Below are 24,417 nucleotides of genomic sequence, written 5' to 3'. Positions count from 1 at the left end.
GTACCGAAGACCTGTGAGCGGCCCCAACTCGACGGGGCCGGGGCGGGTTCAGCCCTGGCTCATCCGCTCCACCAGCCGGGTGTGGACGAGCTCCGGGACGAGCCCGGAGATGTCCCCACCATACTTGACGACTTCTTTCATCAGGCTGGAGGAAAGGAATGCGTACAGCGGGTTGGTCGCCATGAACATGGTCTCGACCCCGGACATCCGGTGGTTCATCTGCGCGATCTGGAGTTCGTAGTCGAAGTCGCTGACCGCCCGCAGCCCCCGCACGATCACCGGGATGTCGTGTTCCTTGCAGTAGTCCACGGTCAGCCCGTGGAACTTGTCGACCTTGACGTTGCCGTACTCCTTGGTGACCGCGGTCATCATGTCGACGCGCTCATCGACCGTGAAAAGGCTGGTTTTGGAGACGTTGATCAGTACTGCCACGACGACCTCGTCGTAGAGACGGGAGGCCCGGCTGATGATGTCCAGGTGCCCATTGGTGACGGGATCGAAAGACCCCGGACAGACGACACGGCGCACGAGGTGAAATCCCTCCGGATCCGGATGTGACCTGCGGCGCGACGCTACCAAATCGGGTCAGTAACCCCTTTGGGCGCCTCACCCGTTACGAAGCGCCCTAATCACCCACCCCGGCGGTCACCCCCCGGCTCGGGCGTACCAGAAAGTGGCCTCCCCGTACCGGCGGTCGCGATCAGGGGCATAACCGGTGGGCCAGCGCAGCGCCGGACCGCGGGTCGGGCGCTCCACCGCGACCAGCGCGCCGTCCGCCAGCCAGCCGTGCTCGTGCAGCGCGGCCAGCAGATCCTCGACCGCCCGGTCGGCCAGCGCGTACGGCGGGTCGGCGAAGATCAGGTCGTACGGCTCGGCGGGCGGGCGGCGTACCACCCGCTCCACCCGGTCGGCGACCACTTCGGCGCCGGGCAGGTCCAGTGCCGCGACATTGGCCCGGACCACCCGCACCGCCTTGGGGTGCGACTCGACCAGCAGTGCGTGCGCGGCGCCCCGTGACAGCGCCTCCAGTCCGACCGCACCCGACCCGGCGTACAGGTCGGCCGCGCGCAACCCGTCCAGCGGGCCGAGCAGCGCCTGCACGGTGGAGAACAGCCCTTCCCGGGCCCGGTCGCTGGTCGGCCGGGTGTCCCGGCCCTGCGGCACGGCCAGCCGCCGCCCACCTGCGCTCCCCGCGATCACCCGGCTCATAGGGGAAAGCATAGGCAGGTGATCCTTCGACTTCCGGGTGCTGTGCCACCTCGAAAGCCGAAGGATCACGGGAGGGCGCAGGCCGTTCCGCGCCGAGCCGGTCAGGCGAGGGCCCAGCGGACCTGGGTGCGGACGCCGGGGTCGGGGTCGGCGAGGGCCTCGGTGAGGGCGGTGACCACCTCGGGGTGGTCGGCGGCCCACTGCTCCAGGGAGAGGACGGCGGTGCGGCGGACGTCGACGATGCGGTCGCGCAGGGCGAGGATCAGCGGCTGTACCGCAACCTCGGGTGACGCTCCGGCCAGGGCGGCCGCGGCGCGCTTGCGGACCTGCCAGCTGGGGTGGGCGATCGCCGTGACGACCCGGCCGGTCAGCGATTCGGGCAGGCCGAGTTCGACGGTGGCGTCCAGGGCGGCCAGCCGGACGACGGGGTCACGGTCGGCGAGGAGCTGTTCCAGCGCGGGGAGGCCGGCGGGCAGGGCGAGCCGGGAGAGACCGTCGGCGACCGCCACCCGGACGTCCCGGGAGGGGTCGTCGGCCGCTTCGCCGACGAGGGCGACGGCCCGCAGCGCGACCAGCCCGCGGACGGCCTGCATCCGCTGGTGGGGCTCGCCGTCCTCCAGTCCCCGGGTGTACAGCTCGCGGGTGCCCTCGGTCAGGGTGTCGAGCAGGTCGGCGGCGGTCCGGCGGACCTGGGAGTCGCGGCCCTGGACGGCGGCCAGCAGCAGCGCCTTGATGCCGTCCTCCCCGATGTAGAGGTCGGGGGCCGCGGCGAGGGCGTCGGCGGCCAGGGAGCGGACTCCGGGGTCGGGGTCGGCGAGCGCCCAGGCCAGGGCGTTCCCGCCGGCGCGCGGTGCGGTGGCGGCGACGAGCGCGACGGCGGAGCGCCTGATCGCCGGGTCGGGGTGGCGCAGCCGCTCTTCGAGGTCGGCGGGGTCGAGGTGGGCCGGGTGGGCCGGGTGGGCGGAGTCGGGCGGGGCGATGGTCATGACGTTGCCTCCTGTGGGCCGTCGAGGTCCGGACGGGGTCGGGATCAGCGACGGCGACACAGGGCGCTGGCCTGCCGGCGAAGGTCGACGTGCAGGCGAGCGATCAGCGGCGGCGACATGTTCTCCATGTTCACCGCGCCCCGGCGATTAGTCAACTTAATAAGTAGGAATTCTATGCCTTCTCCAGGTACTCGGCGCGCTCGGCGTCGAGCAGGGCGGTGAGCTCGGCGGCCAGGCCGGGATGGGCGGCGAGGTCGGGGTCCGCGGCGACCAGGGCGGTGGCCTCCTCGCGGGCCTGCCTGATCACCTCCTCGTCGCGCAGCAGGGTGAGCAGCCGCAGGCTGGACCCGCGCCCGGCCTGGGCGGCTCCCAGGACGTCCCCCTCGCGGCGCTGTTCCAGGTCGAGCCGGGAGAGCTCGAAGCCGTCGGTGGTGGAGGCCACCGCGTCCAGGCGCTCGCGGGCCCGGCTGCCGATCGCCGCCTCGGTGACCAGCAGGCACAGGCCCGGCAGCGAGCCCCGGCCGACCCGGCCGCGGAGCTGGTGGAGCTGGGAGACGCCGAAGCGGTCGGCGTCCATGATCACCATGACGGTGGCGTTGGGAACGTCCACCCCGACCTCGATCACGGTGGTGGCGAGCAGGACGTCCAGTTCCCCGGCGCCGAAGCTCCGCATCACCGCGTCCTTCTCGTCGGGGTGCAGCCGGCCGTGCAGCACACCGAGGCGCAGCCCGGGCAGCAGTTCCTGCTCCAGCCGGGGCAGCAGGTCGAGCACGGCCAGCGGCGGGCGGGTGGCAGGCTCGCCGTCCGGCTCGCCGGGTGGCGGCCCGGCCTCGTCGCCTTCCTGGCCGCCGATCCGGGGGCACACGACATAGGTCTGCCGGCCCTGCGCGGCCTCCTCGGCGATCCGCCGCCAGGCGCGGTCGAAGAAGGATGGCAGCTCCGGCGGCACCACGTGCGTGCTGATCTCGCTGCGGCCGGCCGGCAACTGGTCCAGCACCGAGGTCTCCAGGTCGCCGAAGACCGTCATCGCGACCGTGCGCGGGATCGGGGTGGCGGTCATGACCAGGACGTGCGGGCGCCCGCCCTGCACCTTCTCGCGCAGCGCGTCGCGCTGCTCGACACCGAACCGGTGCTGCTCGTCCACCACGACCAGGCCCAGGTCGGCGAACTGGACGTGCTCCTGGAGCAGGGCGTGGGTGCCGACCACGATGCCCGCGGCGCCGGAGGCCGCCTCCAGCAGCGCCGCCCGCCGCGCCTTGGCGCCCTGGGAGCCGGTCAGCAGTTCCACCCGGGTGGCGTGGTCGGCGCCGCCCAGCCGGCCGGCCTCGGCGAGCTCGCCGAGCATCTTGGTGATGGAGCGGTGGTGCTGCTGGGCCAGCACCTCGGTCGGCGCCAGCAGTGCGGCCTGCCCGCCGCCGTCCACCACCTGGAGCATCGCCCGCAGCGCGATCATCGTCTTGCCGGCGCCCACGTCGCCCTGGAGCAGCCGGTGCATGGGGTGCTCCCGGGCGAGGTCCGCGGCGATCTCCTCCCCCACCCGGACCTGGCCCTCGGTGAGGGTGAACGGCAACCGCCGGTCGAACTCGTCCAGCAGACCGCCGGCGACGCGGGCCCGGGGCCGGGCGGGGAGCGCGGCCGCGGCCAGCCGGCGCTGGGCCAGCGCGACCTGGAGGACGAACGCCTCGTCCCACTTGAGGCGCCGGCGGGCGCGGCCCAGCTCGGCGGTGTCCTGCGGCCGGTGGATGCCCCCGTACGCCTCCTTCAGCCCGACGAAGCCGTACTTGCCCAGCAGGGACCCGGGCATCGGATCGGGGCCGAGGTCGAGGTGCTTGAGGACGAGCTCGACACAGTCGGCGATCTTCCACGACTCCAGGCCCTTGGTGGCCGGGTAGATGGGGATGAGCTCCTCGGCGAACTCCCGGGCGGCGGCGTCGGCGTCCCGGGCCTGGACCAGCCGGTGCTCGGGGTGCGCGAGCTGGCGCTGGGCCCGGCCGCCGCGGGGCCGGTAGGTGGTCACCTTGCCGGAGAACAGGGCGTGGGTGCCCGGGGCGAGCTCGCGCTCGGCCCGGTACGCCCCCTTGCGCCCGAAGTAGGTGAGCTTCAGCTCGCCGCGCCCGTCGGTGACGGTGACCTCCAGCAGGTACCCCGGCTGCCGGGGGATCTCCCGCCCCTGCACCTTGACCACCTCGGCCATCACGGTGACGTGCTCGCCGTCCTGCACCCCGACCAGGTCGGTCAGCTCGCCGCGCCGGGCGTACCGCCGCGGGTAGTGGCGCAGCAGGTCGCCGACCGTGTGCAGGTCGAGCCCCTTCACCAGCACCTTGGCCGTCCGGTCACCCACGACCTTGTACAACGGCTCGTCGAGTTTCGCCACGCCCCTTTTCTACCGTGCCCGGGTGACGTCCGCCCGCCGCTCTGCCGGGAGGCCGTGGGAACGACGAGTGGCCACATTAAAACCGGGCAAAGGTAAAGATTCCTGGCTCAACTTGCATAAGACGGCAAAGTAGGCACAAGGTGAGGGAGTGGTCTAAATCACTACAGGGGGAAGTTTAAAGATGGACACCACAGTGATGGCGGAACCCGTCTCCAGCGAGGAGGCGCGACTGGAGGAACTGGCCTCGCGGCTGGGAGAGGAAGGGATCTACAGCCGGCTGACCACCCCGATCGGCATGCCGCCGAGCCTGCACGTGCTGAACCCGCAGGTTCCCACCGCCGAGGAGCACGTGATCGTCGACCGGTCGTGGTTCTGGTGGGCCTGGGCGCAGCGGATCTCGCCCGCCTCCGACCTGGACGGCGCCATCGCCTGCATCCGCCGGGTACTCGGCCTCGCCGCATGAACCGGCCCCCGGCCGGATCTCCCCGCCGGCGCCCGTCCCCGGCGGGCGCCTCCCGATGACGCGCGGCGCGGGCGGTTCCCCCCACCGCCCGCGCCGCACACCAAACCGGGGCTACTCGACCCCGATGAGGAGCGGGCACCGCTCCTGACCGCCGGCGTAGACGACGACCTCGACGCCGGGACGGGCCTCCCGCAACCGCCCCTCCAACGCCCCGGCCAGCCCGGGCGGGGCATGGGCACCGAAGATGATCGTGACGAGCTCGCCGCCGCCGGACAGCATCCGGTCCAGCACCGACCAGGCGACCTCGTCCGCACGGGCGCCGATCACCGCCACATCGCCCTCGATCATGCCGAGCACGTCGCCGGGACGGCAGACACCGACGGTGGTGAACGCCTCGGCCCCGGCGATCTCCAGATGGGCGAACCGGGTCGCCCCCGCGGCACGGGTCATCGCGATGACGTCCTCGTCGAACCGGCGCAGCGCGTCATGCACGGCCAGCGCGGCCAGCCCCTGCACCGAGGCCCGGGTCGGCACCACGGCCAGCCGCACCCCGCTGTCGCGAGCGCGCTCGGCCGCCGCCTCGGCCACCGCGAGCACGTCGGGCCCGTTGGGCAGCACCGCCACCTCGTCCCCGGCCGCGAGCATCGCCTCCAGCAACACCGCCACCGAGGGGACCGCGCCCGGCTCCCGGCGGACCACCCGGGCGCCGGCCTCCTCGAACAGCGCCGCCAGCCCGCCGGCCGCGGTGACCGCCACCACGCCCCGGCCGGTGCAGGGCGGCCGGCCCGCCTCCCCGGCGGCGGCCTGGAGGTAGGACACCCGGATGCGGTGCGCCCGGCCGGCCGCGAGCCCGGCCTCGATCGCGGCGCCCGCGTCGTCGACGTGGACGTGGACGTTCCACAGCCCGCCGCCGCCGACCACCACGAGCGAGTCGCCGAGCCGGTCGAGCGCCTCGCGCAGCGCGGGGATCGCCCGGTCCGGGGCGTCCAAGAGGTACATCACCTCGTAGCCGGGGCCGGCCGGCGGGCCCAGGGGCGCCGGGGACAGCGTGCGGGCCGGTACCTCGTAGCGTTCCGGGAACTCCGCGGTGACCACCGCGGCCAGCGCGTCGAGCACCACGCACAACCCCGCCGCGCCCGCGTCCACCACCCCGCTGCGGGCCAGCGCGTCGAGCTGCCCGGTGGTGCGGCGCAGCGCCCGGCGGGCCCCGGCCGCGGCGGCCCGTGCCACAGCGGCCAGGTCCGGGCCGGCCCGCTCGCACTCCGCGGCGGCGGCCTGGAGGACGCTGAGGATCGTCCCCTCCACCGGGTGCTCGACGGCCTCGCGGGCCAGCCCGGCGGCGTGCCGCAGCGCGGCCGAGAGCGCGGCGCCGTCGGCCGGCCCGCCGGTGGACTCCGCCAGCCCGCGGAACACCTGGCTGAGGATCACCCCGGAGTTGCCCCGGGCACCCAGCAGGGCGCCCCGGGCGAGGGCCTGCCAGACCGCCGCCGTCCCGGCGCCCGGGGGCAGCTCGCCGGCCGCCTCCGCAGCGGCGCGCACGGTGAGGTGCAGGTTGGTGCCGGTGTCGCCGTCGGCGACCGGGAACACGTTGATGGCGTCGATCTCGCCCCTGGTCCGGCCCAGCGCCTCGGCCGCCAGCCCTGCCCACCGGCGCAGCGCCACCGCGTCGAGGACGTCGAGAACACCGCTCACGCCCACCTCCCGTCGTGCCCGGGAGATTATGGTGCGCCGGTCGCGCCCGCGCTATGGGGCGGGTGACAGGGTCCGTGGCAGGGCTAGTGACAGGGCTGGCGACAGGGCTGGCGACAGGGCTGGCGACAGGGCTGGCGACGGAGCCGGCGCTGAGGCCGGGGCGCGGCCGGTGATGCGGGCGGTTGATTCGCCTAGTCACCGCGCGATCGGCTACCCTGATTCGACACGTCCCGTGAGGGGCGTTTTTCGCGAGCGCCCGCCGAACGGCCGGGCACCGCGACCACGTTTCTCGACACCACTTGGAGTTTCCCGTGGCTTCCGTTTGCGACGTCTGCGGCAAGGGACCCGGGTTCGGCATGCGCGTCTCCCACTCGCACCGCCGCACCCCGCGCCGCTGGAACCCCAACATCCAGCGCGTCCGCGCGGTGGTCAACGGCACGACCAAGCGCATCAACGCCTGCACCTCGTGCATCAAGGCCGGCAAGGTCGTCCGCCCGACCGTCTAAGCCGAGCACCACCAAGGGCCGGTGCCTGCGCACCGGCCCTTCGCCATGCCCGGGGTCAGACCCGGGTGGCCTCGGCGCATCCCTCTTCCTCGACCGCCTTGCGGGACATGTCATAGGGGTCGACGGGCGCTCCGGTGGCCTGCGGCCCGCTGGCCGGGGAACCGAAGTACGGACGCAGCCACCCCTCGTCCCAGCCGCACTCGGCCCCGGCGGCACTCGAGTCGGTGCTGGTGACCACCAGCTTGCCGAAGGTGACCTGGAAGCGCTCGGGGTCGTAGAAGTCGACGTCCATCGTGCGCCGGACGACCACCCTGGCCAGGTCGCCTCCGGCGGCCGGCCGTACCGCGTAGACGAACAGGTAGTCCACGTGCACCCGCAGCTGACCCGCTCGGACGGCCCGATAGGTCGTGGTGCCGTGCACCTTCACCACCGGTCCGTGCACCTTCGCCCGCTGGGGGTCGAAGCGGACCGCGTAGTGGAGCGGGTTGTTCTTCTCCGACGGCCGGTCGAACGCCCGCCGCATCTTCGCCAGCAGTCCGGGGCTCTTCGGGTCGGTGAGGTCGAAGAGCAGCTTGGGGCGGGCGCCGCCCCAGACCTCCCGCTCCAGATGCATCGAGCCGAGCACGCCCTTGGTCATCTCCAGCCGGTGCCGCACCTCGGTGGCGGTGAAGCCCGCGGCGGCCCGGGCCTGGGGCAGCCGGATGCCGGCGGCGTTGTCGGCGTACTTCTCCGCGGGCGACCCGCGGAACGGGGCCTCGGGCGGCGGCGCGTACGGGTTCGAGTTCGGGTTCGCGTTCGCCTCCGGTGCGGCGTCCGAGGTGGACCGGCCGCCTGCGGGGGGTCGCAGCCACATCAGGGCGACCAGGACCCCCACCGCCACGACGACGACCAGCAGCCCGGTCAGCACCTGCTTCGGGCCGGTCCGGTACTCCGGTGACCGCCACTGCCGGACCATCTCCCGGCGGCGGCGCCGCGCGGCGCGGGCGGCCCGCAGCCGGGTCAGCGGGCCGGGTCGTTTGGCGCGTTCCCGCGCGGACGGTTCGAAGATGGACGCGCCCCGGATGAAATCCTCGTCCAGCATCTGATCATCGGGGAACTTCTCGTCGGCCACCCCGGCCTGCCTTTCCACCAGAGGCCAGCACCACGCGTGGCCAGGGGCAGAATGCCAGAAATGATCAGCTTTCCCCCGTTATTCCGGGAAGTTCAGCCGGGATTCGCGCGACCGCCAGCCATGATCGACCGGACCGATCCCGGAACCCAGCGGGAAGCCCGCCGCAATCGCCCCCGTCACGTACTCCTTGGCCAGCCGGACCGCTGTCACCACGTCCTCGCCCCGGGCCAGGTGGGACGCGATCGCGGAAGCCAGCGTGCAGCCCGTGCCGTGGGTGTGCCGGTTGTCGTGCCGCTCGGCGGCGAAGCGGTACTCGGTGGTGCCGTCGGACAGCAGGTCCACCGGCGCGCCCGGCAGGTGCCCGCCCTTGATCAGCGCCCAGCGCGGGCCGAGCGCCAGCACGGCCTCGGCGGCCTCGTGCAGCCCGCTCTCGTCGACCACCTTGACCCCGGTGAGCTGCTCGACCTCCCACAGGTTGGGGGTGGCGACGGTGGCGACGGGCAGCAGCGCGGTGCGGACCGCGCCGACGGCCTCGGGGGCGAGCAGTGGATCGCCGTGCTTGGACACCCCGACCGGATCGACCACCACCGGGGCGGTCACCCCGGCCAGCACCTCGGCGACCGTCTCGACCAGCGCGGACGAGGCGAGCATCCCGGTCTTGACCGCGTCGGCCCCGATGTCGGAGAGCACCGAGTCGAGTTGGGCGCGCACCGCCTCGGGCGGCAGTTCCCAGTAGCCCTGGACGCCCAGCGAGTTCTGCGCGGTCACCGCGGCGACCACGCTCATCCCGTGCACGCCGAGGGCCAGCATCGTCTTGAGGTCGGCCTGGATGCCGGCGCCGCCGCCGGAGTCGGAACCGGCCACGGTCAGCGCGAGCGGAGGGGTCATACCGCCCAGGTTAGAGGCCTCGGGATCAGGCCAGGACGCAGCGGGTGCGGTTGATCAGGCAGGCGGAGGGCTTGCTGGCCGCGCCCTGGGCCACGAAGCCGATCCGGACGCGCTGGCCGGGCTGGATGGCCCCGCCGCGCAGGGTCGCCACCGTGCCGGTCTTGACCAGGACGGCGTTGCTGACCGACAGCACCTTGGCATTGGGGATCTTGAAGGCGAGGGTCCAGCCGTCCACCGGCTTCGCGCCGTGGTTGGCGATCGTGACCGTGCCCTCGAAGCCGGTTTCGAGGCGCCGGGTGGCGCGGAAGGCGACCAGGAGGCCCTTGCGGGTGTTCCGGCTGGTCCGCTCGTTCGCGCCACGGGCCGCGCCGTCGTCCTGGGCGTCGGCCCGGGGCTGGTTCTGAGCCGGTGTGCCGCCCGCGAAGTTCAGCGAGATCTGCGAGGTGCTGACCGCGGCCACCACGACGCCGACGGCAACGATCAACGCGGTGATCGGCAGCAGTGGCAGCGAGAGCAGCCAGCCCAGCCGCCGCTTCGCCGGAGGCTCCTCGACCTCGGGTACAAGGTCGGCCTCGTCCGCAAGCTTGGTGTGTCGTCCCATCCCGTCCTCTTCGATCACAGGAAGGTATATCAAAACAGCACCAAGCACGCCCACAAGACGAGTAACGCGGGGACGGGAATTATCCGTTCTTGTCAGGGAAGTGGTCCCAGCCGCCGCGACCGTACTCGGCCCCGTCGACCAGCACCCCGGTGCCCTCGGCCACCCGTCCGATCGCCCGCCAGCCGTCCGGTAGCCGAGTGGCCTGCGGGAACGTTCCAGCGAAGGCGTGGTCCTCACCGCCGGTCAGCACGTGGTGCCGCCCGTCGGGGCCCAGCCGCGCGGGCACCGGCAGCGCGGCCCCGTCCAGTTCGATCCGCACACCGCTCGCCGCCGCGATGTGACCAAGATCCTGGACGAGCCCGTCGCTGACGTCCAGCAGCGCGGTCGCACCGTGCTCGGCCGCCTCCGTGCCGGCCTCGTACGGCGGGCGCGGCCGGCGGTGGGCGTCGACCAGTTCGGGATCGCACGCGCCGCCGGCGAGCAGTTGCGCCAGCCCGGCCGCCGCGTATCCCAGCCTGCCCCGGACGGCGACGACGTCGCCCGGGCGGGCCCCCGACCGGGTGAGCGGGCGGCGCCCGCCGAGGTCGCCGAGCGCGGTGATCGCCAGCACGACGGAGCCGGCGCGCACCACGTCGCCGCCGGCCACCGAGGCCCCGACCAGGTCGCACTCGTCGCGCAGCCCGTCGGCCAGCGTCTGCGCCCACTCGACCGCGGTGTGCGCGGGCGCGCCGAACCCGACCAGCAGCGCGGTCGGGCGGGCGCCCATCGCCACCACGTCGGCCAGGTTCTGCGCCGCCGCCTTGCGGCCGATGTCGTAGGGCCCGGACCAGTCGAGCCGGAAGTGCCGCCCCTCCACCAGGAGGTCGGTGGTGGCCACCACCCGGCCGTCCGGGGCGTTCACCACGGCGGCGTCGTCACCGGGGCCCAGTGCCACCGACGGACCCGATGTGAGACGCTGAGTGATACCGGCAATGAGCCCGAACTCGCCCAAATCTCCGATAGTGATGGGGCACCTCCGCCGGGGACAGTGTTCAGGATCCACGGTACGGTGACCGTTCGACGAAACTTTCTCCGCCCGGGGAGGACGTGATGGTGCAGGCCTACATCCTCATCCAGACAGAGGTCGGCAAGGCCGCCGATGTGGCCGGCGAGATCCGCGGCATCACCGGCGTGGCCCAGGCGGAGGACGTGACCGGGCCCTACGACGTGATCGTCCGGGCCGAGGCGCGCAACGTCGACGAACTCGGCAAGCTGGTCGTCGCGCAGATCCAGACCGTCGAGGGCATCACCCGCACCCTCACCTGCCCGATCGTGCACATCTAGGACCCTGCGTGGCGCCCCATCCGACCGGACGGCTCGGCCGCGGCCTGGCCGTCCTCGCCCTGGCCCCGCTGCTCGCCGGGTTGCCGGCGGGGTGCGGCGCCGGGGCCGTCCAGGTGCCCGACACCTCCCCCGACCCGGCGGCGGCCCGGCTGTGCGCCGGTCTCCGGCTGCCCGCCCGGGTGCACGGGCAGGAGCGCCGCGACGTCGAACCCGAGTCGCCCCGCACCGCCGCCTGGGGCACGCCCGCGATCGCACTGCGCTGCGGGGTGCCCCGGCCGCCCCTGCTGCGGCCCACCTCCCAGCTCGTCACGGTGAACGGGGTCAACTGGTTCCCCCAGCCCCCCGGCCGGCCGGTCACCTTCACCGCGGTCGGCCGCCAGGCGTACGTGGAGGTGACCGTCCCACCCAGGTACCACCCGGCCGGCGACGTCCTGGTGGAACTCGGGGACGCGATCAAAACCACCGTCCCCGAACTCCCCGAGGGCCGCATCTGAGCGGTCAGCTGGGGAGGTCGCCGAGCTTGACGTTCGCCGTGATGGTCCGGCCGCCGCGGTGCAGGGTGACCGGGACGGTGTCGCCCGGGTCGTGCGACTGCAGGGCGCCCAGCAGGTCCTCCACGGAGGTGATGCGGCGGTCGCTGATCCGGGTGATGACGTCACCGCGGGCGATGCCCGCCTTCGCGGCCGGGCCGCCCCGGGTGGCCTCCGTCACGACGATGCCCCGCTCGACCCCGACGCCGAACGCCTCGGCGATCTGCGGGGTGAGCCGGCCCGGGACGACGCCCAGGTAGGCGTGGTCGGCGCGGCCGGTGGTCAGCAGTTCGTCGACGGTGTCCACCACCGTGCGGGCGGGAATGGCGAAGCCGATCGACACCGCGCCCGTCGCGGGCGGCAGGTACGCCTCGTTGATCCCGATGATCTCGCCCTTGGCGTTGGCCAGCGCGCCGCCGGAGTTGCCCGGGGAGATGGCGGCGTCGGTCTGGATCAGGTCGACCAGCGACCGGGTCTCGCGCGCCGACCCGGGGATCTGGCGGGCCAGCCCGGAGATGATGCCGGCCGTCACGCTGCCCTCGAAGCCGAGCGGGCTGCCGATCGCGACCACGTCCTCCCCCACCTGGGGCAGCGCGGACTGGAACGTGGCGGGCGGCAGGTCGGTGCGGTCGGCCCGGACCACCGCGAGGTCGGTCGACCGGTCGGCCGCGGCGACCTTCCCGCCGATCCGGCTGCCGTCAGCCAGCGCCACCTGCACCTTCCGGGCGCCGCGGACCACGTGCTCGTTGGTGACGATCACGCCGCCGTCCCGGTAGACGACGCCGCTGCCGCTGCCGGAGGAGGTCAGGATGGTGACCACCGAGGGCTGGAGCGCGGTGACGACGCCCGGCCACTCCCCGTCCTGGCGGGCGCCCGCGGTCGCCCCCGTCTCGGTTGCGGTCTCCTCCCCGATGCACCCGCCGGCGACCAGCAGCGCGAGCGTGCAGAACAGCACCGGCAGCGCCAGGCGCCACGGCGCCGCGACCCGCCCGGTCAACGAGCCCGCCGGTACAGGCGGTCGCGCTCCTCGCCGGTGGTCCCGGCCCAGACGCCGTGCCGCTGCCTGGTCGCCAGCGCGTAGTCCAGGCACTCCACGCGGACGGGACAGCCCCGGCAGACCTCCGCCGCCCGGCGGGTCTGCTCCTCGGCGGGGCGCAGCGTGCCGACGGGGAAGAACAGTTCGGGGTCCTCCGTGCGGCACGCCGCCCAGGCCATCCAGGCGGCCGAGAGGTCCGCGTGGCGGAGGTCGGTAGTGGACATCCGGTACACCTCAGGGACGGAAGATCGGGCTCGGCTGTGCCCCCCGTGCCCGGTGTCGCGTCCCCCATTCCGGCTGCTTGCGAGGTCGGATACATCTAGCCCGGAACAACGGACTTCGTTTACTTTCCGGCGGCTTCTCCGCGGCCGCTCAACGGAAGTCCGCGGCGTGGTCGCGCGCCCACTCCCGGAACGTGCGCGCCGGGGCCCCGGTGAGTTCCCCGACCGTGGCGGTGACCGGCTCCGGGTTCGCCGCCATGGCCGCGTGCGCCGCGAGGATCTCGTCCACCGTCGCGGGCGGCATGACGGTGACCAGCATCGACCGCGCCTCCGCCGGAGTGATCTCCTCGAAGCGGGCCGGGCGGCCGGTCGCCTCCCCGATCAGGCGCACCTGCTCGGCCTGGGTCAGGGCCTGCGGGCCGGTCAGGCCGTAACCGCGCCCGCCGTGCCCGGCCCCGGTCAGCACGCGGGCGCCCACGGCCGCGATGTCCCGCTCGTGGATCAGCGACCGCGCCGCCGCCGCGTGCACCCACCGGACGGCACCCGCGGAGCGGATCTCGTCCGCCCACATCAGGGTGTTGGCCGCGAACCCGCTGGGCCGCAGGAAGGTCCACTCCAGGCCGGACGCCTCGATCAGCCGCTCCATCATCGTGTGCGACCCGAGGATGGACCCGCCCGGTTCGGCGGGGACGCCGAGCGCCGACAGGTACACGATCCGCCGGGCGTGCTCGGCGATCACCTTGAGCGATCCGGCCGCGGCGTGGTCGGCCGCGAGGGTCGGCCAGACCAGGAACACCGCGTCGACCCCGGCCAGCGCCGGGCGCAGCGAGTCCGGGTCGGCGAGGTCCCCGCGCACGACCTCGACGCCCTCGGGCGGCGCGGCCCGGCCCGGATCGCGGACCAGCGCCCGCACCCGCTCTCCCGCCGCCGCCAGCTCCGCCACGACGTTCCGTCCCACCCTGCCGGTCGCCCCTGTCACCAGGATCATCGGATCTCCCCTTCCGCTCGCCGTCCCGTCGGGGACCAGCCTGCGACCTCAAGCAAGGTCGAGGTCAACCTCGCGGCGAGCGGTGTTCCGGCTCAGTACCCTTCCCGGTTCCGGCGGGCGGCGCCGGCGTACCGGAAGCAGATCACCTCGTCCCCGATGGTCACCACCAGGTACCCGTCCGGAGTGAGCTCCAGCGCACCGACCGGAAAATACTGGTCGATCCGGTCCAGTTGCCGGCGGGACACCGCGTCCCAGACCCGGACGACGCCGTCGTCCCCTCCCGTGAGGACGACGGTCCGACCGTCCACCCGGCCGCCGGTCACCGCCCGCACCGTGCCCTGATGTGCCGGGGTGTCGTGGCTGATCCGGTCGTCCGCCATGCTCCGCCACGACAGCGTGCCGTCGGGATTGCCGGTCACCGTCACCGGATGGACACCGACCACCACCGTCACACCGACCTGCCGGGGCGGTGTCCCGCTCGGCGCGGCCGGAATCTCGATCCGCCCGGCCGGGACGTCCCACAGCCAGGGCGACTCCTCGCCCCGCCGCAGCAGCACCGCCGGCCGGTCGCCCAGCATCCCCGGCTCGATCTCGGTCACCGGAACCCCGCCGGTCCGTAGCTCTCCGAGCAGTTCGGCCGTCTGCAGCGAGAGCGCGACCACCCAGCCCTTGCCGTGCGGCGCCACGACGGCGTGTTCCTTCCCCACCCGCACCACACCCGTCGGGACGACCGGGCCGGGCATGTACGCGCTGTTCCTCCGCGGATCCCTGTCCCGGGGCACGGCGGCCCACCACGGTCGCCAGGTGAGCGGGGGCGCCCCGGGCGGCGTGTCCAGGAGCGAGGCCAGGTCGTACCGGCCCCACCGGACCGCGTGGAGGGCCAGCAGGGAACGGCGGCGGGGCGGCGGGACGCGCCAGGCCCAGAGGAACAGGCTCCGCAGATCCCCGTCCGGCCAGTCCCGTTCCGGGAGTTCCGCCAAGCCGTCGGCGCGGAGCAGGAACTCCACGTCACCGAGGAGGTCGGGCAGGCGGTCCGCCAGGGTGGCGTGCTCGGCGGCGTGCCGCAGGACGTACGGCTCGGCCAGGTCCCAGCGGCGGCGGGGCCAGGAGGTGACGGCGCGGGCGGGCGCGGGGCCGACAGGAGCGGAGCCCGCGGGGGCCCAGTCCGCGGGGGCCGAGACGGACGGCGGACTGGAGGAGAGCGGGGCGAGCAGCGCATCGAGCAGGGCGCTCTCCGCGGCGGACCCGCCCGCGGCCCGCCCGCGCAGGTGCTCGGCGAGACCGGCATGGAACAGCCGGTACAGCGTCGTCCCGTCGGTGTCCGTGGAACGCCGCAGGTAGAACCGCGCCGCCGCCAACGCCGCGCTCACCTCGGCGGGGGCCGGAACCGCCGAGGCGATGAAAGGAACGTCCTCCGCGGGCGGGTCGGCGCGGGGGTCGCTCGCCGGGCCCGCCGCAGGACCCGGTGCGGCGTATTTGAGCCAGCGGGCAGCCCTTCCCGCTGGGGCGTCGGCGGGGGCGTCTCCGGCGTCCACCGGCCCGCGGGCCGGCATCTCCGCGACCATCCGCTGGGCGGCCCCCAGCAGCTCGACGGCCCCGGGACCGAGCCGGATCTCGTGGTCGCTGTCCTGGTCGACCATCAGTGACCAGGACCTGTCGGGCCAGGCCGCCGCCAGTTCGGCGAAGGTCATCGTCCGGGATCCGCGCGTCGATGGCCTGCTGTACGCCACCACATGTACGCGGCCGTCCACCGAGGTGGACCTGAACTTGCCCGCACCGTCCGCGGGCGGGAGCCGGATCCGGGCGGTGCGCAGGACATGGAAGAGGTCCTTCTCGCCGTGTTCCGCGGCGAGGCCCAGCTTCTCGTACAGCAGGCCGGGCCACGGTACGGAATACGACACCGCCCGCCGGTCCAGCAGGTTCAGGGCTTCGCCGAGGGAGGAGTCCTCCAGCCACTCCACCAGAGCCCTCACCGTCGTGATCCGTACGGCGGACCGGCTCAGCGGCTTCGGCGCCGCCGGTGACGGGAGGCGGGCGAACTCGGCGCCGAAGAGCGGCGCGCAGCGGGCGGCGACGGTGGCGGGCATGCCCTCGCCGCGGGCGAAGGCGAGGGCGGTCAGCACGGGGCGCAACCAGGGGGTGCCGGTGTGGCCGCCCAGGTCGAGCTCGAAGACCTGGGGCAGGGTGCGCGGGACCCGGCGGCCGGTGGCGGCGGCGCGCACCGGGTCGGTCTCGGCTTCGGCGCCGTCGGTGGCGAAATGCTGGGTGTACAGGCCGGCGACCAGGAACTCGCCCCAGCGCTCCTCGCCCTCGGCGGGCGGGGCGGCGAGGGTCTTGGCGACCTCGGCGGCGAAGGCGCCGCGGACCGCCCCGGCGTCGAGGTAGCCGGGGTGGGCGCGGAGCAGCTCGGAGACGTAGGTCTCCAGCTCGCCGCGGAGCACGCCCCGGTCGACCTGGTCGAGGTCGAGCAGGCCGTCGCCGGTCCGGGCGAGGTCCAGCAGTTCCTCGAAACCCCAGGGCCGGGTGCCGACCAGCAGCCGGCAGGCCGGGGAGCCGTCGGGGCGGAGTGCCGCGGCCAGCGGGAGCAGCAGGTCGGCCAGCACCTCGACCGGGTGGTCGGCCTCGTCCAGCGCGTCCAGCACGACGGCCGGTGCCTCCGGCAGGCCGGCCAGCGCTCTGGTCAGGTCGGCAGGCGAGGTGGCCGGCAGGCCGAGCTGGCGCCCCACCGAGGCCGTGATCTCGGCGAGCCCGCGCTGCCGGGCGTGCACCGCGGCCAGCCGGTCGAGTTGCCAGGGGGCCTGCTCGATCCGGTTCCAGACCTCTTTGGTCGCCGACCGCAGCCGGGGGTGCGCGGCGCAGACCAGCACGCCCAGCAGCGCCGACTTGCCCACACCGGGGCTGCCGGTCACCACCCGCAGCGCGCCCGTCCCGTGCCCGACCAGCCAGGGCACCAGGGTGCGCAGTTCCGCCCGCCGGCCGCTGAAGCACCCGGCGGCGCCGGAGCCGGCCGCCCGGTGGCCGGAGGCGCGCTCGTAGAAGTGGGCGGCGTCCAGCGCCTCGTCGACGTCGTCGAGGAACGGGGCGACCGCGGCGTCCACCTCGGCCCGGGCCCGCCGGGCGGGGCTGGGCGGGTAGGCGGGGTTGGGGAAGAACGGCAGGTCGGGCGGGTCGGCCGTGACGTCCAGCAGGCTGCCGGTGACCTGCTGGGAGTCGCCGTCGTCGGCCGCGGTGAGCCGGTCGACCTCCAGCCGCACCGCCCGCGCCACCGCGGTGAACGGGGCGTGTTCCAGTGCCGGGTCGATGTCGAGCTCGCCGCGGCCGAGCGCCTCCAGGACGTGCACCAGCGCCCGGGTCAGCCGGCCGTCGTAGGCGGACCGGCCCGGGGCGGCCGCGCCGAGCACCCAGGCGCGGTTCGAGCCGTCCCCGCGCAGGCCCTGCCAGGGCAGCCTGGCCGCCTGCCCGGCCTGGCAGACGTCGAGCAGGAACAGGGTCGGCGGCCGGGAGCCGTGGTCCTCGATGGCGGCCAGCCAGGACTCCACGTCGCCCAGCGGGTGGTGGCGGCCGTCGGGGCCGACGACGTACAGCCGGCCGGTGCCGTCGGCGGTCTGGCCGTGCGAGATCACGTGGATCACCAGGACGTCGTCGGGGGCGGCGGCGGAGATCGTCTGGTGTACCGCGGTGCCCAGGTCCTCGCCGGTCAGCGGGGCCGGCTCGGTGCACTCGTAGCCGAGCGCGCCCAGCGCCGTGCGGAGCCGTTCCGCCAGTTCGGGGGCGAACGGCAGGGCGTCCCGACGGCCGCCGAACGAACCCACCCCGACACTCAACGCCCGCCGTGTCACGACCACCCACCCCGTGCCGTCGCCCTCTGCCACCGAGTAAAACCCATCCGTACCGGAAAATGCGGGCTCGTTGCGGGTTCGTGAGGCGGCCGGATGCGGCGCGTTGACGCGGCGGGCGTCCTCCGGTTATCTCTGGCCTCAGCTCGTTCCCCTCACACCCCCTCGCACCCGGAGGCGTCCCCGTTGCGCGAACCGCCCGACCGGCACGCCGATCCGGCCGAACCCGGCGCACCGGGCACCTCGGCGGCCAAGCCCGGCCCTGCGGACGCACCGCCGGCCACGCCCGGTCCCCAGGACACGCCGCCGGCCACACCCGGCCCACCAGACGCACCGCCGGCCACGCCCGGCCCCCAGAGCAAGCCGCCGGCCACGCCCGGCCCACCGGACGTCCTGGTGGCCGGGGCCGACCCGTCGGGCACCGCGCCGGCCAAGCCCGGTTCGCCGGGCGGAGCCGGCCGCCGCACGGCGGAGCGGGGGCGCGGTGGCGCGCTCGCGTACGCCGGGCTGGTTCCGGTGGCGGTGGCGGCCGGGCTGGTGGTGGGTCCACCGGCGTACGTCGCGTACCTGCTGTGGCCGCTCGCCCCGCTGGTGCTGGTGGCCGTCTGGTGGCTGCCCGCCCCGCTGTACCTCCTGGCGGGGGTGCGGCGGGCGCTGGCCGTCCCGCTGTACGGGTGCCGGGTTCCCACCGACACGGAGGCCGGGCGGCTGCGCGACCCCTGGCGGGCGGTGCTCGACCGGGCCGGGCAGGATCAGGGCCGCCACCCGCTGCTGGTGGTCGACTCCGCCGAGCTGAACGCCGGGTCGACCGGCGGCGGGATCGTGACGGTCACCTCCCACGCCGCGGGCGAGCTGGAGCCGGGTGAGCTGGCGGCGGTGCTCGCCCACGAGCTGGGGCACCGGCTGGCCGGGCCGTCCCGGGTCCTGGAGTTCGGGTACGCGGTGCTGCTGGCGCCGGTCCGGGCGATGGAGCGGGCCGGTCGCGGCGCCCGGTGGTCGGTCCGCGCGGCGCATCGGGGAGCGCGCCGCTGGGGCACCCCGGCCGGGTACGTGGGGGTCGGGCTGCTGGCCGTGCTGGCGGCGGTGGTGTCCGTGGCCGCGGCCGTCCCGGGTGCCGTCGCGTTCGCGGGGCTGCGCCTGGCCGGGATGACCGGCCCCCGCGCGGAGTACGCCGCCGACCGGGCCGCGGCCGCGCTGGGGCTGGGCCCGGATCTGCTCGCCCTGCTGGAGCGGCGCATCGACGTCGGCGAGTACGGTCCGGCGCGGCGTTCGCGCGCGACCATCCCCGACCGCGCCCAGCGGCTCCGCCGCACCCTTCCCGACCTCCCGGCCTGACCGCGGGGCGGTTCGGCCGTTTTGCAGGGGGTAAGGGGGATTCCTGAGCCGAGGGCGGGCGGGACGGAGGTGAGCACCGTGCCGGAGGAGCGCAACGGTACTTCTCCGCGGGTCGAGAAGACGGGGCCGCCGCTGAGCATCCAGGGCGAGGAGATCGAGTGGGGGCCGGGCCTCCACCCCGCGGTCGATGACGACACCCCGCCGGAGTTCGCGCACGCCGACGAGCCGTCCGACGACGACGTCGAGCCGGGCTGAGGTCCCGGTGGTGGGGCGGGGTGGTGGGGCGGGCGGGATTCGAACCCGCTCAGCGCGAGGCACCCGGTTTACAGCCGGGCCCGGCTCTCCCACTCCGGCGCCGCCCCTGGAGTGCCCCCGACAGGATTCGAACCTGCACCATCTTCGTCCTCAACGAAGCGCCTCTACCTGATTGGACTACGAGGGCATCGTGCGGCTCCCGGGATTCGAACCCGGAACATCCACTTCCTGAAAGTGGCCCCTCTACCTGTTGGAGCAGAGCCGCGGGTGATCGAGGAAGGCGTCACTCGGACCTGCGGCCGGCAGATCTCAGCGAGCGGGATACCGGCCGGGGCGGGCGAGGGACGCCGAGGGCAGTCGATAGTGAAGTCGCCGCGCGTTCATGGCCGGTCCTCCTCTCGGGCCCCTGGGGGTGCTGACGTCCTTCACAGTGCCAGACCCCGCAAAACCGGCGCAACGCATTTTCCGCCCGGCCCACCACATGACGGATGAAAGGATCAGACCATGACCATCACCTCAGTGGCGGTGCTCGGCACCGGAATCATGGGCGCGGCGATGGCCCGCAACCTCGCCCGGGCCGGGCACGACGTGCGGGCGTGGAACCGGACCCGGTCGAAGGCCGAGCCGCTGGCGGCCGACGGGGTGCGGGTGGTCGACGATCCGGCCGAGGCCGTCGCGGGCGCCGACGTGGTCCTGACGATCCTGTTCGACGGCCGGACCGTGCTGGAGACCATGCGCCAGGCGGCCCCGGCGCTGCGGCCGGGCACCCTCTGGGCGCAGTCCACGACCGTCTCCCTGGACGACGTCGACGAGCTGGGCGGATTCGCCGTCGACCACGGTCTGATCTTCGTTGACGCTCCGGTGCTCGGCACCCGGCAACCGGCCGAGGCGGGCCGGCTGCTCGTGCTCGCCGCCGCGCCCGAGGCCGTCCGCCCGGCGCTCGCCCCGGTCTTCGACACGATCGGCGCCCGGACGACCTGGGTCGGCGACGACGGCACGACCGGCGCGGCCACCCGGCTCAAGCTGGTCTGCAACAGCTGGGTGCTCGCCGTCACCAACGGGATCGCGGAGGCCCTCTCGCTCGCCCAGGGGCTCGACGTCGATCCGAAGGCGTTCCTGGGCGCGATCGCGGGCGGCCCGCTGGACATGGGCTACCTGCAGGTCAAGGCCGCCGCCATCATGTCGGGCGACTTCACCCCGAGCTTCGCGACGGTCACCGCCGAGAAGGACGCCCGGCTGATCCTCGCCGCGGCGGAGCGGGCCGGGATCAGCATGGACGTGGCCGCCGCCGGCGCCGAGCGCTTCCGCCGCGCCGTCGAGCGCGGCCACGGCGACGAGGACATGGCAGCGTCCTACTTCGCCGGCTAGACCGGCCGGGCTCAGGCCACCTGGTCGGGGTCGGGCATCAGCAGCGGGCTGGTGACCCGGAACCGCTCGATGCCCCGCTTGGTGAGGTTGACCCGGATGTCGATCCAGCCGGCCGGCCCGTCCGGGCGGCAGTCGGGGGCGCCCCGCTCCGGGAAGTGCAGGTCGCCCACCGAGAGCTTGGCCCCGGGCACGTGCACCGGGAGCAGGATCCGGGAGCCCGCGGTGAGCCGGGCAACGTCGCAGCGGCCGATCTCCTGCCCCCGGGCGGCCGAGCGCAGCGCCCGGGCGGCGATCCGCGGGTAGGCGTCCAGGCCGGGGCGGACGTGCCCCAGCAGCGCGCCCTCGGGTTCGGGGTCGGCGATGCCCAGGGCCGTGGCGGCGGGGGCGCAGCCGAGCACCCCGGGGTGGGCGCCGCCGGCGTAGTGCCCGTCGGCCCGGCCGACACCGAGCACGTCGACCACGATGACGTCACCGGGCTCGGCGCCCAGTACGGAGAGCGGGCCGCACAGCACGGCCTCGGTGCCGGCCCGGGCGGCCTCGCAGTCCATCCGGACGGAGCCGCCGGAGATCAGCTCGGCCACGGCGGGGAGCTCGGGGTGCCATCGGTTGTGTCCGGGCACGGCCTGGGTGGACCGTCCGGTGGTGAACTCTGGCGCGGAGAGCAACAACAGGCACATCCCTTTCTACCGGTGAGTAGCGCAAGGAAATCTTGCCCCTCTCCCTGTTTCTGCGCCGTTTCGTTGTTCTTAAGCGTCCGTAAGGACCGACTCACCAACTTGACCACTTACTTCTGTCCGGAACCAGAGGATCATCCCGTACGTCCAACGCCCATGCGCCCCCGCCGCCCGCTCGCCACCGCCCTGGCGGCCGCGCTCGCCGCCGGATGCCTCGGCGGCGACGCCTTCCGGTTCCCCGCAGCCCCCGACCCGCCGATCCGGCTGGTGGGCTTCCCCAGCTGTGTCGCGCTGCTCACCGAGCTGCGCCGGGCCGCCGAGCCGCTGGTGGGGCCGTACGGCCTGCCCGGTGACGGCCCCATCCGGAGCGAGGGCCGGGCCGCCGCCGGGGCGGCGCCCGCCGCCCCGTCCCCGCCCGCGTACTCGGGGACCACCGTGCACGAGGCGGGCGTGGACGAGCCCGACCAGGTGAAGACCGACGGCCGCCGGATCGTCGCGCTCTCCCAGGAGCGGCTGCTGGTGATCGACGCCGCCTCCCGCCGGATCCTGCACCGGCTGCCCCTGCCCGGCGTGTTCACCGGCGACCTGCTGCTCAGCGGCGACCGGGCACTGGTGATCGTCCGGGACGAGGCCACCGGGATCCGCGGCGTCCCCCGCCCCGGCCGGACCCGGCTGCTGCTGGTCGACCTGGCCGGAGCACCCCGCGTCCTGGGCGAGCTGAGCACCCGGGCGCACCTGGTGGACGCCCGGCAGACCGGCACGCTGGCCCGGATCGTCGTCCGGTCCGGCCCGCGCTTCGGCTTCCCCACGCCCGGGATGGCCGCCTCCAGCTCCGACATCGTCCAGGACAACCGCCGGCACGTCCGCACGGCGCCGCTGGACGCCTGGCTGCCCGCCTTCGAGGTGCGGACCGGCGCCGCCCCGCCCCGGACCGTCCGGCCGCCGTGCGACCGGGTCAGCCGGCCCGCCGCCTACACCGGCACGTCCATGCTCACCGTGCTGACCGTCGACCTGACCGGGAACCTGCGCGATCTCGCCCCGGTCAGCATCGCCGCGGCCGGCGACACCGTCTACGCCACCGCGACGAGCCTGTACATCGCCGGCGCCCCGCCGCTGCGGCCCGGCCCCGCCGACGGGCCGCGACCTCGGTTCGACGGCAAGCGGCTCCGGCCCGAGGAGCAGCACACGGACGTGCACCGGTTCGAGGTCGCCGGGCCGGGCGGCCGGCTCCGGCACACCGCCTCCGGCTCCGTGCCGGGCACGCTGATCGGCCAGTACGCGCTGTCGGAGCACGACGGGCGGCTGCGGGTCGCCACCACCCGCCTGATGGCGGCCGGCACCGGCCGCGCCGAGAGCGAGGTGACGGTACTGGAGCGGCACGGCTCCCGGCTCGCCCCCGTGGGCCGGATCGGCGGGCTGGGCCGCGGCGAGCACATCTACGCCGTGCGGTTCGTCGGCGACCTCGGGTACGTGGTGACCTTCCGCCAGATCGACCCGCTCTACGCGCTGGACCTGCGCGACCCCCGCGCCCCCCGGCTGACCGGCGAACTCAAGATCACCGGCTACTCGTCCCATCTGCTTCCCGTCGCGCCGGGCCGGCTGCTCGGCGTCGGGCAGGACGCCGACCGCACCGGCCGGCCCCTAGGCGTCCAGGTGTCGCTGTTCGACGTCACCGGCCCGCCCCGCAAGGTGGCCGGCCACCAGGTGCCCGGCACCGGCTCAGAGGTCGAGTCCGACCCACACGCGCTGCTGTACTGGCCGCCCACCGGGCTCGCCGTCGTTCCGGTCACCTCGCACCGCGAGGGCACCGGCCAGGCACTCGTCCTCGCCGTGCGCGACGGCGGGATCAGCCTGACCGGCACGCTGCGGCACCCCCGGGGACTGCCGATCCGCCGGGCGCTGGTGATCGGCGACACGCTGTGGACGATCTCCGGCGCCGGGGCCCGCGCACACCACGCGGGCACCCTGGCCACCCAGGGCTGGCTGGCGTTCAGGGACTGATCCGCCACCTCGATCGCCGGCGGCCCGGATGCGCCCCGCCCCGGATGCCCCGCGCCCCGGCAGGAGCGAAAACGCCCTCCTCGCACATGCGCACTCGTACCGAGACGGTGGCGGCGATGACACCGCGGCCGTCAGGCGACACCCGGGCACCGGCTTCGATGACCCCTCCGTCCGGCTGCCGGACGGCGACGACCGTGTCACACCCACGGCGCAGGGCCTGGAGGATCGCGACGCACGCCGACCCCGAGGCGCACGAGGACTCGGCCGTCAGGGTCCCCGTGGCGCGCACGTGGACCACGGGCGATATCTCGATCTCGGCTCCGCGGGGCCGGTGGAACACCACTCCGGCGGCCGGCAGGGAGAGCAGCCCGGACCTCCGCAACCACCGGTGGGCCTCCGCCCGCACCGCCCGCGGCGGCGCGTCGCCGACGAGCAGGTGAGTGATCCCGTCGAGCATGACGACGGTGGCGTTGCCCGCCCGCCGCGGCGCCCTGACCGCCACGGGAACGTCCAGTTCGACGAGATCCCCGTTCGTGTCGGCCCGGATCGGGACGGACGCGCCGCTGACCTCCAGCACCTGCCGGTTCGGCCGGCCGCCACGGGCCAGGTACCAGGCGAGCGCCCCCGCCGCGTTACCGCAGAACTCACCACCCATCATCTGCAACCGGGCATCGGCCGCAGGGGTGGTGGGCGGCTCGACGAACCCCACCTGCTCGATGTCCCGGCGCGCCGCCATCAGCCGCTCGGCCAGTACCGGCTGCCGGTCGCGCGCCACCCTGGTGAAGATCAGCAGTGTCACGTTCCCCGACGGCGCCAGCACCGCGTACTCAAGTCGCATGACGTGACTTTCCGTGCGTCGCCGGCTCCGCCCCCCAGGATGACCGGCGCCGGCCGGCCAGACCAGGGAAAAGTGCACTCTCCCGGGCGGTCGGCCCGGGCGCCGGCCACCGGTGTCCGCTAAGGTCAGCGCTCCCTGTCGTCCATCTTTCGCTCTTGCTACCCTGCTGCCGGTGCGGGCCG

The 24,417-nt window shown here is 74.5% G+C and carries 23 protein-coding genes and 3 tRNA genes; 8 read left to right on the top strand and 18 right to left on the bottom strand.

Going from position 1 to position 24,417, the window contains the following annotated elements:
- Nucleotides 1–48: 48 nt before the first annotated feature.
- From coaD to recG, 4 genes are all read right to left on the bottom strand, one after another.
- Complete coding sequence (gene coaD, locus DPM19_RS25325; protein ID WP_111870519.1) at nt 49–528, bottom strand: pantetheine-phosphate adenylyltransferase; 480 nt, start codon at nt 526–528, stop codon at nt 49–51.
- Nucleotides 529–645: 117 nt separating this feature from the next.
- Complete coding sequence (gene rsmD / locus DPM19_RS25320; RefSeq protein ID WP_111870518.1) at nt 646–1,209, bottom strand: 16S rRNA (guanine(966)-N(2))-methyltransferase RsmD; 564 nt, start codon at nt 1,207–1,209, stop codon at nt 646–648.
- A gap of 101 nt (nt 1,210–1,310) precedes the next feature.
- Nucleotides 1,311–2,195: a HEAT repeat domain-containing protein gene (locus DPM19_RS25315; RefSeq protein WP_111870517.1), complete on the bottom strand. Its 885-nt coding sequence runs from the start codon at nt 2,193–2,195 to the stop codon at nt 1,311–1,313.
- 172 nt (nt 2,196–2,367) lie between these two features.
- A complete protein-coding gene (gene recG, locus DPM19_RS25310) occupies nt 2,368–4,569 on the bottom strand; it encodes an ATP-dependent DNA helicase RecG (RefSeq protein ID WP_111870516.1) in 2,202 nt (733 codons plus the stop codon).
- A gap of 181 nt (nt 4,570–4,750) precedes the next feature.
- Between recG and DPM19_RS25305 the strand changes: the two genes are divergently transcribed.
- A complete protein-coding gene (locus DPM19_RS25305) occupies nt 4,751–5,032 on the top strand; it encodes a hypothetical protein (RefSeq protein WP_111870515.1) in 282 nt (93 codons plus the stop codon).
- A 111-nt stretch (nt 5,033–5,143) separates the two neighbouring features.
- On the opposite strand, the gene DPM19_RS25300 is transcribed toward DPM19_RS25305, so the two are convergent.
- Entirely contained in the window at nt 5,144–6,724 is a 1,581-nt protein-coding gene (locus DPM19_RS25300) for a DAK2 domain-containing protein (protein ID WP_111870514.1), read from the bottom strand.
- Nucleotides 6,725–7,035: 311 nt separating this feature from the next.
- Between DPM19_RS25300 and rpmB the strand changes: the two genes are divergently transcribed.
- Nucleotides 7,036–7,230 carry a 50S ribosomal protein L28 gene (rpmB, locus tag DPM19_RS25295; RefSeq protein WP_111870513.1) on the top strand — a complete coding sequence of 65 codons (195 nt, stop codon included), beginning with the start codon at nt 7,036–7,038 and terminating at the stop codon, nt 7,228–7,230.
- Between the two features lie 55 nt (nt 7,231–7,285).
- Here the strand turns inward: rpmB and DPM19_RS25290 are convergent, their stop codons facing one another.
- The 4 genes from DPM19_RS25290 to DPM19_RS25275 form a co-directional block, all read right to left on the bottom strand.
- Nucleotides 7,286–8,359, bottom strand: coding sequence for an SCO2583/SCO2584 N-terminal domain-containing protein (locus DPM19_RS25290; RefSeq protein WP_146778986.1), 1,074 nt, complete (start codon nt 8,357–8,359; stop codon nt 7,286–7,288).
- Between the two features lie 60 nt (nt 8,360–8,419).
- Complete coding sequence (gene thiD / locus DPM19_RS25285) at nt 8,420–9,229, bottom strand: bifunctional hydroxymethylpyrimidine kinase/phosphomethylpyrimidine kinase (RefSeq protein WP_111870511.1); 810 nt, start codon at nt 9,227–9,229, stop codon at nt 8,420–8,422.
- Nucleotides 9,230–9,254: 25 nt separating this feature from the next.
- A complete protein-coding gene (locus DPM19_RS25280; RefSeq protein ID WP_146778985.1) occupies nt 9,255–9,830 on the bottom strand; it encodes a cellulose binding domain-containing protein in 576 nt (191 codons plus the stop codon).
- A gap of 79 nt (nt 9,831–9,909) precedes the next feature.
- On the bottom strand, nt 9,910–10,836 hold the full coding sequence (locus DPM19_RS25275) for a thiamine-phosphate kinase (protein ID WP_111870606.1): 927 nt from the start codon (nt 10,834–10,836) through the stop codon (nt 9,910–9,912).
- An 83-nt stretch (nt 10,837–10,919) separates the two neighbouring features.
- Here DPM19_RS25275 and DPM19_RS25270 point away from each other — a divergent pair, with 83 nt between their 5' ends.
- Together DPM19_RS25270 and DPM19_RS25265 are read left to right on the top strand one after the other, a co-directional pair.
- Entirely contained in the window at nt 10,920–11,153 is a 234-nt protein-coding gene (locus DPM19_RS25270) for an Lrp/AsnC ligand binding domain-containing protein (protein ID WP_111870509.1), read from the top strand.
- Nucleotides 11,154–11,161: 8 nt separating this feature from the next.
- The gene (locus DPM19_RS25265; RefSeq protein ID WP_233510734.1) at nt 11,162–11,647 is read left to right on the top strand and encodes a DUF3515 domain-containing protein; all 486 of its coding nucleotides are present in this window, start codon (nt 11,162–11,164) and stop codon (nt 11,645–11,647) included.
- A 4-nt stretch (nt 11,648–11,651) separates the two neighbouring features.
- Here the strand turns inward: DPM19_RS25265 and DPM19_RS25260 are convergent, their stop codons facing one another.
- The 4 genes from DPM19_RS25260 to DPM19_RS25245 form a co-directional block, all read right to left on the bottom strand.
- Nucleotides 11,652–12,680 (bottom strand): S1C family serine protease, encoded by a 1,029-nt coding sequence (locus DPM19_RS25260; RefSeq protein ID WP_199485274.1) that lies wholly within the window; start codon nt 12,678–12,680, stop codon nt 11,652–11,654.
- Nucleotides 12,677–12,943 carry a WhiB family transcriptional regulator gene (locus DPM19_RS25255; RefSeq protein WP_325050283.1) on the bottom strand — a complete coding sequence of 89 codons (267 nt, stop codon included), beginning with the start codon at nt 12,941–12,943 and terminating at the stop codon, nt 12,677–12,679. The genes DPM19_RS25260 and DPM19_RS25255 overlap by 4 nt, the downstream gene beginning before the upstream one ends.
- A gap of 148 nt (nt 12,944–13,091) precedes the next feature.
- A complete protein-coding gene (locus DPM19_RS25250; protein ID WP_111870508.1) occupies nt 13,092–13,928 on the bottom strand; it encodes an SDR family oxidoreductase in 837 nt (278 codons plus the stop codon).
- Nucleotides 13,929–14,020: 92 nt separating this feature from the next.
- Complete coding sequence (locus DPM19_RS25245; protein WP_267900915.1) at nt 14,021–17,767, bottom strand: caspase family protein; 3,747 nt, start codon at nt 17,765–17,767, stop codon at nt 14,021–14,023.
- 183 nt (nt 17,768–17,950) lie between these two features.
- On the opposite strand from DPM19_RS25245, the gene DPM19_RS25240 reads away from it, so the two are divergent.
- Together DPM19_RS25240 and DPM19_RS25235 are read left to right on the top strand one after the other, a co-directional pair.
- Nucleotides 17,951–19,099: a M48 family metalloprotease gene (locus DPM19_RS25240; RefSeq protein ID WP_158566885.1), complete on the top strand. Its 1,149-nt coding sequence runs from the start codon at nt 17,951–17,953 to the stop codon at nt 19,097–19,099.
- Nucleotides 19,100–19,168: 69 nt separating this feature from the next.
- Nucleotides 19,169–19,354, top strand: a complete 186-nt coding sequence (locus DPM19_RS25235) for a hypothetical protein (RefSeq protein ID WP_111870505.1) — start codon at nt 19,169–19,171, stop codon at nt 19,352–19,354.
- A gap of 21 nt (nt 19,355–19,375) precedes the next feature.
- Here DPM19_RS25235 and DPM19_RS25230 read toward each other — a convergent pair.
- The 3 genes from DPM19_RS25230 to DPM19_RS25220 all read right to left on the bottom strand — a co-directional run bounded on the left by DPM19_RS25230 (nt 19,376) and on the right by DPM19_RS25220 (nt 19,619).
- Nucleotides 19,376–19,461: transfer RNA gene (locus DPM19_RS25230), tRNA-Tyr, on the bottom strand.
- Between the two features lie 5 nt (nt 19,462–19,466).
- Nucleotides 19,467–19,541: transfer RNA gene (locus tag DPM19_RS25225), tRNA-Leu, on the bottom strand.
- 4 nt (nt 19,542–19,545) lie between these two features.
- Nucleotides 19,546–19,619 (bottom strand) — tRNA-Leu (locus tag DPM19_RS25220).
- A gap of 239 nt (nt 19,620–19,858) precedes the next feature.
- Between DPM19_RS25220 and DPM19_RS25215 the strand changes: the two genes are divergently transcribed.
- On the top strand, nt 19,859–20,722 hold the full coding sequence (locus DPM19_RS25215; protein ID WP_111870504.1) for an NAD(P)-dependent oxidoreductase: 864 nt from the start codon (nt 19,859–19,861) through the stop codon (nt 20,720–20,722).
- An 11-nt stretch (nt 20,723–20,733) separates the two neighbouring features.
- Here DPM19_RS25215 and DPM19_RS25210 read toward each other — a convergent pair whose 3' ends face one another.
- The gene (locus DPM19_RS25210; protein WP_233510732.1) at nt 20,734–21,390 is read right to left on the bottom strand and encodes an acetamidase/formamidase family protein; all 657 of its coding nucleotides are present in this window, start codon (nt 21,388–21,390) and stop codon (nt 20,734–20,736) included.
- 162 nt (nt 21,391–21,552) lie between these two features.
- Between DPM19_RS25210 and DPM19_RS25205 the strand changes: the two genes are divergently transcribed.
- Complete coding sequence (locus DPM19_RS25205) at nt 21,553–23,397, top strand: beta-propeller domain-containing protein (protein WP_111870502.1); 1,845 nt, start codon at nt 21,553–21,555, stop codon at nt 23,395–23,397.
- Here DPM19_RS25205 and DPM19_RS25200 read toward each other — a convergent pair.
- Nucleotides 23,387–24,235, bottom strand: coding sequence for a hypothetical protein (locus tag DPM19_RS25200; protein WP_111870501.1), 849 nt, complete (start codon nt 24,233–24,235; stop codon nt 23,387–23,389). The two genes, DPM19_RS25205 and DPM19_RS25200, sit on opposite strands and share 11 nt — an antisense overlap.
- Nucleotides 24,236–24,417: the final 182 nt, after the last annotated feature.

Origin of the sequence: Actinomadura craniellae (assembly GCF_003289645.1) — a bacterium.
Taxonomy (GTDB): domain Bacteria; phylum Actinomycetota; class Actinomycetes; order Streptosporangiales; family Streptosporangiaceae; genus Actinomadura_D; species Actinomadura_D craniellae.
This window is presented reverse-complemented; position numbering and strand designations above follow the sequence as displayed.